Origin of the sequence: Methyloceanibacter marginalis, from assembly GCF_001723295.1 — a bacterium.
GTDB lineage: Bacteria > Pseudomonadota > Alphaproteobacteria > Rhizobiales > Methyloligellaceae > Methyloceanibacter > Methyloceanibacter marginalis.
The window spans coordinates 1-11917 of record NZ_LPWD01000121.1; the positions used below are offsets into that span (position 1 = coordinate 1).

General features: G+C 61.4%; 15 protein-coding genes and 2 pseudogenes. 16 read left to right on the top strand and 1 reads right to left on the bottom strand.

Annotation, left to right across the window (positions count from 1 at the left end; translation table 11 throughout):
- Positions 1-746, top strand: a 746-nt coding sequence (gene cobF, locus AUC71_RS05455; protein ID WP_069623452.1) for a precorrin-6A synthase (deacetylating), incomplete at its 5' end; no start/stop codon positions are given.
- 228 nt (positions 747-974) lie between these two features.
- Here cobF and AUC71_RS17430 read toward each other — a convergent pair.
- A pseudogene (locus AUC71_RS17430) lies at positions 975-1616 on the bottom strand (HupE/UreJ family protein); the annotation flags it as partial.
- 194 nt (positions 1617-1810) lie between these two features.
- Between AUC71_RS17430 and AUC71_RS05465 the strand changes: the two are divergent.
- The 15 genes and pseudogenes from AUC71_RS05465 (at position 1811) to AUC71_RS05525 (ending at position 11916) form a co-directional block, all read left to right on the top strand.
- On the top strand, positions 1811-2308 hold the full coding sequence (locus AUC71_RS05465; RefSeq protein WP_069623454.1) for an Lrp/AsnC family transcriptional regulator: 498 nt from the start codon (positions 1811-1813) through the stop codon (positions 2306-2308).
- Positions 2293-3171 (top strand): ABC transporter permease, encoded by an 879-nt coding sequence (locus AUC71_RS05470; RefSeq protein WP_204376645.1) that lies wholly within the window; start codon positions 2293-2295, stop codon positions 3169-3171. Before AUC71_RS05465 ends, AUC71_RS05470 begins: the two co-directional genes overlap by 16 nt.
- Positions 3172-3266: 95 nt before the next feature.
- Positions 3267-3443: a hypothetical protein gene (locus tag AUC71_RS19210; RefSeq protein ID WP_158007708.1), complete on the top strand. Its 177-nt coding sequence runs from the start codon at positions 3267-3269 to the stop codon at positions 3441-3443.
- On the top strand, positions 3443-4282 hold the full coding sequence (locus AUC71_RS05480; protein WP_244500819.1) for an ABC transporter substrate-binding protein: 840 nt from the start codon (positions 3443-3445) through the stop codon (positions 4280-4282). Before AUC71_RS19210 ends, AUC71_RS05480 begins: the two co-directional genes overlap by 1 nt.
- A gap of 78 nt (positions 4283-4360) precedes the next feature.
- Complete coding sequence (locus AUC71_RS05485) at positions 4361-5788, top strand: glutamine synthetase family protein (protein ID WP_069623457.1); 1428 nt, start codon at positions 4361-4363, stop codon at positions 5786-5788.
- 34 nt (positions 5789-5822) lie between these two features.
- The gene (locus tag AUC71_RS05490) at positions 5823-6656 is read left to right on the top strand and encodes an ABC transporter ATP-binding protein (protein WP_069623465.1); all 834 of its coding nucleotides are present in this window, start codon (positions 5823-5825) and stop codon (positions 6654-6656) included.
- 22 nt (positions 6657-6678) lie between these two features.
- On the top strand, positions 6679-7446 hold the full coding sequence (gene hypB / locus AUC71_RS05495) for a hydrogenase nickel incorporation protein HypB (protein WP_083238120.1): 768 nt from the start codon (positions 6679-6681) through the stop codon (positions 7444-7446).
- Positions 7439-7855 carry a hydrogenase maturation nickel metallochaperone HypA/HybF gene (locus tag AUC71_RS05500; protein ID WP_069623459.1) on the top strand — a complete coding sequence of 139 codons (417 nt, stop codon included), beginning with the start codon at positions 7439-7441 and terminating at the stop codon, positions 7853-7855. Before hypB ends, AUC71_RS05500 begins: the two co-directional genes overlap by 8 nt.
- Position 7856: 1 nt before the next feature.
- Positions 7857-8924, top strand: a complete 1068-nt coding sequence (locus tag AUC71_RS05505) for an agmatinase family protein (RefSeq protein WP_069623460.1) — start codon at positions 7857-7859, stop codon at positions 8922-8924.
- Positions 8925-8958: 34 nt separating this feature from the next.
- A complete protein-coding gene (locus AUC71_RS05510) occupies positions 8959-9801 on the top strand; it encodes an arginase family protein (protein WP_069623461.1) in 843 nt (280 codons plus the stop codon).
- Positions 9802-9835: 34 nt separating this feature from the next.
- Positions 9836-10006 carry a hypothetical protein gene (locus tag AUC71_RS19215; protein WP_158007710.1) on the top strand — a complete coding sequence of 57 codons (171 nt, stop codon included), beginning with the start codon at positions 9836-9838 and terminating at the stop codon, positions 10004-10006.
- A 68-nt stretch (positions 10007-10074) separates the two neighbouring features.
- Positions 10075-10518: an urease accessory protein UreE gene (ureE, locus tag AUC71_RS05515; RefSeq protein ID WP_069623462.1), complete on the top strand. Its 444-nt coding sequence runs from the start codon at positions 10075-10077 to the stop codon at positions 10516-10518.
- Positions 10508-10858: pseudogene (locus tag AUC71_RS22590) on the top strand (urease accessory UreF family protein); the annotation flags it as partial. The gene ureE and the pseudogene AUC71_RS22590, both read left to right, overlap by 11 nt.
- Positions 10859-10967: 109 nt before the next feature.
- Positions 10968-11195, top strand: a complete 228-nt coding sequence (locus AUC71_RS21845) for an urease accessory UreF family protein (RefSeq protein ID WP_280139283.1) — start codon at positions 10968-10970, stop codon at positions 11193-11195.
- A 22-nt stretch (positions 11196-11217) separates the two neighbouring features.
- Positions 11218-11916, top strand: coding sequence for an urease subunit beta (locus tag AUC71_RS05525; protein WP_069623463.1), 699 nt, complete (start codon positions 11218-11220; stop codon positions 11914-11916).
- The last annotated feature ends 1 nt before the right edge of the window (position 11917 follow it).

Here is an 11917-nt window from a genome sequence, read left to right on the forward strand (position 1 = left end):
TCGTCGGGATCGGGGCGGGCAACCCGGAACACATCACGGTCCAGGCCGTGAACGCGCTCAATAGAGCCAGCGTGTTCTTCGTTCCCAGCAAGGGCGCCGAGAAGAGTGACCTGGCGGCGTTGCGGCGCCGGATCATCGAGCGCTTCGTCGAGGGCACGGACTACCGGGTCGTCGGCTTCGACAACCCGGTTCGCGACAGCTCCAACGAGAGTTATCGCAGCGGCGTCGCGGACTGGCACGACGCGGTCGAGGGCGTCTACGAGCAACTGATCGTCGGGGAGCTAGGCGAGGAGGAGTGCGGCGCCTTCCTCGCTTGGGGTGATCCAAGCCTCTATGACAGCATCCTTCGCATCTTGGAGAAAATTCGCTGCAAGGGACGTCTCGATCTCGACTACGAGGTCGTTCCCGGTATCAGCAGTGTCCAAGCGCTGGCCGCGGCGCACAAGATTCCTCTCAACCGCATCGGCGAGTCCATTATGCTCACGACCGGGCGCAAACTCGCCGAGGGCTTCCCGGACAATGCCGACAGCGTGGTCGTCATGCTCGACGGTCAAATGGCATTCAAGACCGTGGACGAAGACGTCGAGATCTATTGGGGCGCCTATGTCGGGACCGAGGACGAGATCCTCGTCTCGGGCAGATTGGGGGACGTTCTCGAAGAGATCGAACGCGTGCGGCAGGAAGCGCGCGCGCGAAAAGGCTGGATCATGGACACCTATCTCTTGCAAAAACCCGAGAGGCGCTAAAGCGCGGCACGAACAACACCTGATCTGGCAGCACGGCGCGAAGCGTGACCAAAGCAAAAGCGGCGCCCGAAGGGGCGCCGCTTTCGCAAAACAGTGAAGCTTGTGTCGCGGATTAGACCAGCAGGACCAAACCGACGGCTGCGGCCGCGCCACCCGCCACGCGATAGAAGCTCTTGCCATAGCTGTTGCCCAGCGTGCCAACCAGACGCCGACGCCAATCCCGACGGCGTGAAGCAGAGCGGTGGCCAGCACGAAGCCTAGGCCGTAGGCGGCTCCGGATACGCCCAAGGGCATCTCGGCGCCATGAGCGTGACCGTGGAAGACCGCAAACGCTCCCACGAGAGCTACGGCGAGGGCCACCGGCGCATTGACGCCGAAAGCCACCGCGAGGCCGAGCACGACGACCGACAAGGCGATGCCGATCTCAACGAAGGGCAGCGGCATGCCGGCAATGCCGGCCAATCCGCCGAGCGCCATGAGCGCGACGAAGGACAGCGGCAGCAGCACCAGCGCCTTGCGCCCAAGCTGGTAAGCGAAAACGCCGACCAGGATCATGGCGAGCAAGTGGTCCACGCCTCCCAGTGGATGCATGAAGCCATGCATCATGCCACTCGCCTGCCCGACGCCGACATGCGCGAGCGCGGCGGTGGGGGCTAGGCCGAGCGCAATGACTGCCACTCGCAGCATGTTCCGCCTCATTTCGAACCTCCCTCGTTCACAGCCGTGATGATTGTGCGTATCGAAAGTATTCCAGCCATTTTGTACGAAAAAGATATCCAAGCAAGGGTTTTTGTTACGGAGAATGCAATTTATCAGGCTCTTTGCTGCGATCCCCTCCTCTTTAGACGGCAATGCCTCGAAAAGCGTCATTAGCCTACTGAGTTAAAACGAAAATCGCATATGTTATGGGCAAAAAATGATGCTTACGTACAAAAACACCTTGATCAACGTCGCTTTTCGTATCAACTTTGGGGTTGAAGCTTCGAGAAGCGCAGAACAGGGGCGTGGGGATGGCGCTGCCAAGAAAGCCACTAGGTTCTGGAAGGCGGTCCGGCGCATGGCGGTTGGGCGGGGCCGGCGGGCCTGGCTCTCAGTCCGCGGGATCGGCGGGCGGGCTCGACGCTATCGACTCCACCATCATCAAGCTTTTGCAGGCGGACGGTCGCGCGCCCTTCACCTCGATTGCCAAGCAGCTTGGCATCTCGGAAGGGGCCGTGCGCAACCGCGTCGGCCAGCTCATCGACTCCAAGGTCCTTCGGATCATCGGTGTCGCCGACCCCATGGCGCTCGGCTACGACGCCTACGCGATGGTCGGCTTGAAGGTCGCCGCCTCCCACGATCCGCAGGAGGCCGCCCACTACTTCCGAGACCGGGACGAGGTGACCTACGTCCTGTTCGTGGCCGGCCGCTACGACCTGTTGATCGAAGTGATCTGCGAGACGCACGAGCAGCTCGCGCAATTCTTGCGGGAGCACTGCTACAGCCGCAACGACTTGCTCTCGATCGAGCCCATGGTCGGATTGGCAATGTACAAGAACATGCTCAAATGGGGGCAACCCTAGTCATGGGCGCTGGGCAACGAGTCGTCGAGAGAGAGGAACTCGCGCAGGCGCCCAACACCAAGCCGCGTCGCCAGAGGTGGTTCGAGTATCAAAAGCCGATCCCGGTCGTCTGGTCTTTGCTGCTTGGTATTTCCGTCTGGGTGCTGTTCTTCGGGATGTGGGAGCTTGCCGCCGCCCGGGGCTGGATCGACACGCTCTTCATGCCGCCCCCACACCAGGTGCTCGCCACGCTCTACACCATGATCGCGGAGCGCGGTTTTCTCTCAGACATCGGGATCAGCATTTACCGCATTCTCCTGAGCTTCGCGATGGCGTGCGCCATTGCCATTCCGCTCGGCGTGTTGATGGGATCGTTCCGCACGGTCGATGCCTTCTTCAATCCGTTCGTGAGCGCTTGGCGCTACCTCCCGGCACCGGCATTCATTCCGCTTTTACTGATGTGGTTCGGTGTCGGCGAAGGCTCGAAGCTCGCGCTTCTCTTCATCGGCGTCATCTTCTTCCTGATCACATTGATCATGGATCACACACGGGCCGTGCGCGCCGAGCTCATCGAGACGGCGATGACCCTTGGCGCAAACCGATGGCAGATTCTTTCGACCATCGTGCTGCCGGCGGTGGCGCCGAAAATTCTGGTCTCCATGCGCCAGATGCTCGCGGTCAGTTGGACGTATCTGGTCATCGCGGAAATCGTCGCGGCGACGACCGGTATCGGCGCCGTGATGATGCGCGGCCAGCGCTTCCTGAAGGTCGACGAGATCATGGCGGGGATTCTCGTCATCGGCATGGTTGGGCTGTTTTTCGATTTCCTCTTTCGATTGGCGTACCGAGTTCTCTTTCCGTTTGTGGCCAACGGACAGCGATGACGGAGAAGCGGAGTGTGTTGTTCAACTCGACGGGAGTAAAGACTATGCAGAAGCTGCCGCTATCAAATTGTAAGTCCCTACTATTCGCATTGGCCGTGGCGGGGCTCGCCCTGTTCGCCGCCGACATGGCTGTCGCCAAGGAGAAGGTCCGCGTCGCGGGGCTTACCTGGCCGGGCTATGGCTGGTGGTACATCATCAAAGAGAAGAACTTGCGCCCGACCTGGACGTCGAATACCAGGCAATCGAGGATCCGTTCCAAAGCTTCAGCCTGATGTCCTCTGGACAAATGGACATCGTCTCCAGCACCGCGGAGTTTGCACCGATCGGCGCTTCGCAAGGCATGCCGGTGCGCATGATGGCCTACGGCAATCTTTCGCACGGAACCGACAAGATCATTTTGCGTCCCGAGATCGATGGGCCCGAGGACCTCAAAGGCAAGAAGGTTGCGGTCATGGTCGGCGGTTTGCCGCAGATCATGATGGGGATCTATCTCGAAGACAACGGTTTGCCCTTTGACTCGGTCGAATATGTCAACGTCATCATGGATCAGGCTGCGGCCGCCATGATTGGCGGAACGGTTGCCGGCGCGGAACTCTGGGAGCCCTTCGGTGAGCAGACCCTGAAATCCGTGAAGGGCTCGAAGGTGGTTGCGAGCACCGCCGATCCCAAATGGGCGAAAAGCGCGATCATCGCCGACGCGCACTTCATCAATGCGGATTGGGCCGAAAAGAACAGGGAGACCGCGCTGAAAGCCCTAAAGGCAATGTATGACGCCATTGCCTACTGGAAGAAGAATCCCGAAGAGGCCAACAAGATCATTGCCGACGGCATGAAGATGTCGGTTGCCGATGTCGAGCTTGTCATCGGCAAGGACGGCACCGGCCTCGATGGCGGCCTCTACCCTTACACCTTCATGCAAGCTGCCCAGTTTTGTGGTGTTGCGCCCGGCGATCCGCCCTTCGGCCAGACGAACGGTCAGATGATCGAATACTACAAGCTGACCAACAGCTGGTGGGTCAAGTTCGGCACGGTCGACAAGGAGTATCCGCCCGAGAAGGGCATCGACTGCAGCCTGCTGAAAGATCTCTACGAAAGCGGCTATCGGGGCTGAGTCCGCGACAACATCCCGGTGGGCTGCACGCTTGGTTCCGCCCGCCGGCAACATCAAATCATGAGCGAGGGGAAGTGAATGTCTAGGGTTTATCCGTCGGCAATGTCGGACGCGATTGCGGACAAGAAGCGTATCGATCAGGCGAAGTCGGATCTTGAGAAAGCCGGCGTGAAGTACGTGCTCTCCTGCTGGATCGATATCCTGGGCAGCCCAAAGACCAAGCCGGTGCCGATCTCCGAGTTCGAGAATTTATGTGTGGGCAAAGGTCCGCAATTTGCGGTCCATTCCGTGGCGGCCTTTCCCGAGCTCGGACCGGCCGATCCCGATCAAATTCCCATTCCGGATCTGGATGCGCTCTACGTGTGCCCGTGGAACCCGGAATATGCGATCGTCTTCGCCGACCTCTTCTACAAAGACGCGCCCTACGACGTTTGCCCGCGCATGACCCTGAAACGGACGGTGCAAGAGGCGGCCGACGCCGGCTACGCGTTCTACGCCGGCCTGGAACCTGAGTTCATCGTCCTGCGCTATGACGAGGACGGCCAACCGGTCAAGGCGATCAACGACGATCCGCTTCCGGGTGAGGGCTTTCGTCCTCGGCGCCAGGCGTTCGGTTACGACGTCGAGTACACGCTCGATTCAATGCCATTCCTGGCCGACGTCATCGAGCATCTGAATACGATGGGCTGGGGCCTCAAGAACGTCGTCTGCGAGGGCGCCTATTCGCAGTTCGAGGTCGATTTCGACTACACCGACGTCCTCGCCATGGCCGATCGCTTCACGCTCCTGCGCGTCCTGCTGAAGGAGATCGCCAAGAACCACGGCATGTTCGTCACGTTCATGCCGAAGCCGGCGCAAGGGGACTGGCGGAGCGGCGCCCACATCAATTGGAGCGTCCAATCCACCGCCGATCCTGGCGGCAATCTGTTCAAGGATAAGGCCAAGGGAGGCTGGAGCGATCTCGCGAAGCAAGCCGTCGGCGGCGTTCTGAAGCATGGCGTTGCGCTCACGGCGGTGAATTGTCCGACGGTCAACAGCTATAAGGGGCTCGTTGCCCGAGCCCGGGAGTTCGAAGGCGGCACCGTGACGTGGGCGCCGACCCACATGACTTACGGCGTCAACAACCGCTCGGCGATGATCCGCCTGCCGCAGGCCCGGTTCGCCGTCGAGAACCGCGCCGCCGATATGTGCCTGAATCCCTATCTCGGGCTTGCGCTCACATGCGCGGCTTCGCTCGAAGGCATCCAGGAGAATGTCGATCCCGGACCGCCGCTCGAGAAGTCGTTGTACGACCTCACGGCGGACGAGCGTAAGGCGTTCAAGGTAAAGCCGCTGCCCCAGAATCTTGACCAAGCCATTGCGGGCTTTGCGGCGGACCCTCTGGCGAAGCGGGTCTTCGGCGACACCATGCACAGGCTCTACACGACCCATAAGCAGGACGAGTGGGACCGTTTCCATGAGACGGTCACGGAGTGGGAGAAGCACGAATATTTGAGATTCTTCTAGGTCCCACAGCGAAATGAGAAGGAACTTCGACGATATGCCACCGAAATCCTTTCAGGCCGCATCTCCCAAACTCGCTGTCCGCGGGGTCGGAAAGCGCTATCGGCTCAACGGCGGCAAGACAATCGATGCGGTGCATGACGTGTCCTTCGACGTGATGGAGGGTGAAATTTGCGCGCTGCTTGGTCCCTCCGGCTGCGGCAAGTCGACCGTGCTGCGGATGGTTGCGGGCCTCGAAGATCCTTCTTCCGGCGCGATGTTCCTGGACAACGCGCAGATCGACGGCCCGCACAAGTCACGCGGCATGGTGTTTCAGCGCTACACCTCGTTCGACTGGATGACGGTGCAGAAGAATGTCGAGTACGGCATGAAGATCAACGGGGTGTCGAAGGCCGATCGCGGCGCGCAGGCAGACCATTTCATCCAGATGATACAGCTCAGCAAGTTCAAGAACGCTTATCCGTGCCAGCTTTCCGGCGGCATGCAACAGCGCGTCGCCATCGCGCGTACGCTGGCCAACGGACCGTCTATTCTTCTCATGGACGAACCGTTCGGCGCGCTCGATGCCGAGACAAAGTGGCAAATGCAGGAGCTGATGATCAGCATCGTCGAGACATCGAAGGTGACGGTGCTCATCGTCACGCACGATATCGAAGAAGCGATCTTCCTGGCCGACCGCATCATCTTCATGTCGCGCCATCCGGGAACGGTTCGCGAGAACATGGTGACGGAGTTCAAGGACGGGCGGCGTTTCTCAAGCCATGAGGAAATGATAGAGGCCAAAGGTTTCCACGAAATCGAGAAGAAGATCATGCACATGATGCGCGATGAGATGCGGAACGACCGCGAAGAAGCACTTCAAGAATGCTGATCTGACAGGCGAGGAGGAAACAATGTGCAGCGTATGCGGGTGCGGACCCGGGACACATCACGCCCATTCCGGGCATGAGCACGCCGGCCATGAGCATATCGGCCACGAGCACCATGATTTGGTGCTGATAGAGAAGGATATCCTGGCCAAGAACGACGTTTATGCCGAGGCCAACCGGGAACGGTTCGAACGGCTGGGCGTCTTTGCGCTTAATCTCGTCTCGAGCCCTGGCTCCGGCAAGACGACGCTTCTGGTGAAGACGATTACCGCCTTGAAGAAGAAGCTCTCCGTGGCGGTGATCGAGGGCGATCAGCAGACCTCCATCGACGCGGACCGTATCCGTGAGACCGGCGTGCCGTCTGTCCAGGTTAACACCGGACGCGGCTGTCATCTGGACGCGCACATGGTCGAGCACGCGATGGAAGATTTGCCGCTTGTCCGGAATTCCGTCTTGTTCATCGAGAATGTCGGCAATCTCGTCTGCCCGGCGAGTTTCGATCTCGGAGAAGCGCAGAAGGTGGCGATCCTCTCGGTGACCGAGGGGGACGACAAGCCGCTCAAATATCCGGACATGTTTGCCGCGGCCACGACCGTCGTGATCTCCAAGATCGATCTGCTGCCCTATGTCGACTTCAACGTGGAGCGCTGCATCGGGCACCTTGGATCCATCAATCCGGATCTCGACATCTTCCAGCTCTCCGCGACGACAGGCGAGGGGATGGAGGCGTGGATCGAGATGTTGACCGGCGCTGCGACCCAGGCCGCTAGAAAGGCCCTTTGCCATGCATGAGCTGACCATCGCCAGTGCCTTGGTGGAGCAGGTCTGCGATCACGCGAGGGATCGCGGGGCGAGCCGCGTGGGCTCGATCAGGATCCGCATGGGAGCCTTGAGCGGCATCGCCAAAGCGCTTCACTTTTGCTTTCCGTCCGCGGCCAAAGGCACGCTTTGCGATGGCGCGGTGCTCTATATCGACGAGGTGCCGCTTACCGTGATGTGTGTCCGCTGCGATGCGATCAAGACGCCGTCCGGACACTACAATTTCCGCTGTCCCGATTGCGGGCATCCTACGCCTAAAGTGATCACGGGGCGGGAGATGCAGCTCGCCTCGATCGAACTCGTCGGCGCGGATGCGCCTCCTGCTGGCGCCCACGCCTCGGCGGGGGCCACGGACAACAGCCTCTCAAGTCAAGGAATATGAAATGAGCAACACTGCGCCCGGCGCATGGCAGCACGTGCCACATCAACTCCGCGGTCCGCATCAGCATACCGGAGCGGACGATCACATCTACTCGCCGCGGCTGCACAACGGAACGTTCAAGTCCCGGGGGATCACGACGTTCCTGAACGCGCCGTACTGCCCGCCCGACCGCAACGCCATCCGCGAGATGGGCGCCAAGGTTTGCTTCATCGGCGTGCCGTGGGACCAGGGCCAGATCGTGCGCACCGGGACCTCCCAGGGCGCCGGCGGCATCCGCGAGGCCTCGACTCAGTACTTTCCGTACATGTTCGAGTACGACGTCGACCTGCTCACCTATTACAACCTGGTCGATTGCGGCGACGTGCCGATCGTGCCCGGCAACAACGAAAGATCACACGACTATATCTACGACTATCTCACGGAGTGTTTGCATGGCGGGGCAAAGGTGGTGCTGTGCGGCGGCGATCATTCCGTTCCCATCCCCGGTGCGCGTGCCCTGTCCGACTTCCACAAGAACGGCAGCATCGGCTATCTGCACGTCGACTGCCATCTCGACGCGGCGCCGGACTGGGCGGGAAATGCCTTCACCAATTGCTCCGGTCCGTCGCGCGCGCTCGACCTGCCCAACTGCAACGCCAAGAACATGGTGCATATGGGATCGCGCAACGGTCTCAACCCGAAGGATTGGTTCGACTTCTTCGTCGACAACAATGTTCGGCTGATCCCCATGCAGGAGGTCGTTTCGCGCGGCGTCGTGGAATGCACCGAAGAGATTTTTACGCGCGCCTGGGACGGCACGGACGGGATTTACTTTTCCTGGGACACCGATTCCATCGATTCAAGCTGCATGCCGGGAACCACGGCGCCGGAGTGCTTCGGCTTCAAGGGCCGCGAGGTGATCCAGCTCGCGCGCACGGCTGGCACGTTCGGCGCCGACATCATGGAGGTGTCTGAGCTCTGCCCGCAATTCGATGCGAGCCATATCAGCATCAAGACCGCCGTGCTGATGATTTGCCATTTTCTAGGGAGCAGGGCCAAGACCCTGCGCGACCAAGGACTGAAACCGTAACCGCCAACGCGACAAAGAGAAAAGCGAGACAGCAATGAATCCCGCGAAAAGTTATGCGCATTTGTTCTCACCCCTCGGTGGAGAGGGGGGCGAGAATTACCGGGCTCCCGGCCAGCTGACCTTCCTGCGCGCGCCGCATGTGCCGCTCGAGACCGAAGCGCTTAAGGCGCACGGCGCGCGATATGCGTTTGTCGGCGTTCCGTTCGACGAGGGCAATGTCGGCAAGCCCGGCAGCGAGGACGGTCCGCGTGAGTTCCGCATCGCCTCTCAGGAATATCTCTCCTACTGGTTCGAGTTCGGCGTGGACCTCGACGGGATGGCGGTCGACTGCGGCGACGTGCCGATGCCAAAGGTCAATCCCGATAGCGCCCGGGAACGCATCTATCGCGCCGTCACCACGGTGCTTAAGGCCGGCGTGACGCCGATTGTGCTCGGCGGCGACCGTTCGATCTCGATCCAGGTCGCGCGCGCGCTGTCAGACTATATTGGGGCGGACAAGAAGATGGGCTGCTTGCACTTTGGCGCCCATCTCGACCTCGCCGATAGCTGGGCCGGCGAGAAGCTGTTGAGCACTTGCGCCATGGCGCGGATCACCGAGTTGCCGAATCTCGCCGCGGAGAACGTCGCCCTGGTCGGCGCCCGCAATTCGATGAACCCCAAGGACTATATCGACCTGGCCAAGGAGCGGGACCTTCGCTTCTACCCCATGTTCGAGGTCTTCGATCGCGGCATCGACGCGGTGATGCAGGAAGCGACAGACAAGGTCTGGGGCGGCACCGACGCGCAGTATCTGAGCTTCAACTTCAATGTCATGGACGCCTCGGCGGCGCCGGGCGTGACGGCGACCGAGCCCGGCGGGCTTGAAGCCGGGAGATGATCCGGGTTGCGGACATCATCGCGCCCGCAAATCCGTGAGCGTCATCGACGTGACCGAGCTCGCGCCTGTCTACGACATCAGCGGCACGACCTCGCGGCTCGCGGTCTGCGCGGTGCTCCGGATCATGGCGGCCATGGCCAGAGCCAGGGGCGAACTGGTCGATCCCAATTTGCGCCGCTCCGACGTGGCGGCCGCTCAGGCATGAGGAAGATCGGGGAAGTGCGTCGGGGCTGAGCGGCACTGGCGGGAGACCGAGACGAAGGAAAGGCGAGCATGCAAAAGCTGGAGCGCATCGTCGGCCAGGCTAGCGATCCGGAGATCGCCGACAGGCTGCATGGGCTTCAGCACGCGGGCCGGGTCGAGTATCTCGCGCTCCAGCCCGAGGACATGCAGCGGCACCGGCTTCGCGTCACCGGCGACCAAGGCACGGAGTACGCCATTGCCATTCCCCGGCGGGAAATGCTTACGGACGGTGCGGTCCTGATGCTCGGCGCGGAGAAGGCCGTGGTTGTGCGGTCCCGCGAGCAGAACTGGCTTCGCCTCAAGACAAGTGATCCCGCCACGGCGCTGGAGCTCGGCTATTTCGCCGGAAACATGCATTGGAAGGTTCGGTTCGACGGCCCGGTGCTGGAGATCGCGCTTCATGGGCCTGAGGCCGATTATCTGACGCGTCTTGCAGACCTTCTGGCGGACGGCCGCATCGAGCGTGCGTCATGAGCGACGATACCCTCCTCCTGACGCTTCAGCACGGGGACAGCTTCTTCCCAACGGGGTCGATTGCATTTTCTTGGGGCTCGAAGGGCTGCACCGCGATGGGTTGGTCCGGAACGCGGAGGATCTTCTCGGCTTCATCGAGGGGCAGTTGGTCGGCCGATGGGGCACGTGCGATCTGCCCGCTATTCTCGCCGCTTACCGCTCGCATGGCGCACTCGACGAGGTCGCGGCGGTGGATGCGGCGCTTGAGACCCTGACCCTGCCGCAGCAATTGCGCGAGGGCTCGAGAAAATCCGGCGCGGCTCTGCTCGGCGTGCACGAGAAGCTCGGCACTGCCGGCGCGGCGCATACCGCGCACATGGTGCGGTATGGCACGGTGGCCGGTCATCTGCCGGCCGTTCAGGGGGTTGCTCTGGTTCCACGTCGGGGCGTCGGAGGCCTCCGCCTGCGCCATGTCGGCGCACGCGGCCACTGTCGGGCTCCTTGGCGCCGCCGTGCGCCTCGGGATCGTAGGGCATCTCGATGCGCAGCGAATCCTGACCAAGGCGCACGCGGTCATCAAAAATATCGTCGCCAACTTACCGGCGAGCGATCTCGACCAGCTCTTGTCGTATGCACCTGCGGCCGAAATTGCCGCCATGCGGCACGAAACCCGCGACGCACGTTTGTTCTTCAACTGATCCTGGCAGGGAGAATGTTCCGATGCTCCTGACACCGACCGAACTTGAGCGATTGACCATCTTCACCGCGGCCGAGCTTGCCCGAAAACGCAAGAACAAGGGATTGAAGCTCAATCATCCGGAAGCCGTCGCCTATATCGCCGATGAGATCCTCGAAGGCGCACGGGAAGGCCGGTCCGTTGCCGACATGATCAGCTTCGGCTCGACGCTTCTGACCACCGACGACGTGATGCCGGGCGCGGCCGAGCTGATACCGATGATCCAGGTGGAAGGCACCTTTCCCGACGGCACGAAGCTCGTAACCGTGCACGATCCGATACGGCCCGGAAAGCAGAAGCAAGATACCGATGCCGTCATTCCTGGTGAGATCGTCACACGCGACGGCGACATCGAGATCAACACCGGCCGCGACCGGGTGACGGTAAAGGTTCTGAATACGGGCGATCGTCCGGTGCAGATCGGCAGCCATTTCCACTTCTTCGAGATCAACAAGGCCTTGGACTTCGATCGCAAGGCGGCCTTCGGCTTTCATCTGGACATCCCGGCAGGGACCGCGGTGCGGTTCGAGCCGGGCGAAAGCAAGGAGGTGACGTTGGTCACGTTCGGCGGGACTGGGGAGATCTACGGCCTCAATGCATTGACGATGGGATCGACCCACGGCGCGGAGCGGCGCGACGAGGCGCTCAGCCGCGCACGCGAGCGCGGCTTCAAGGGAGCTTGAT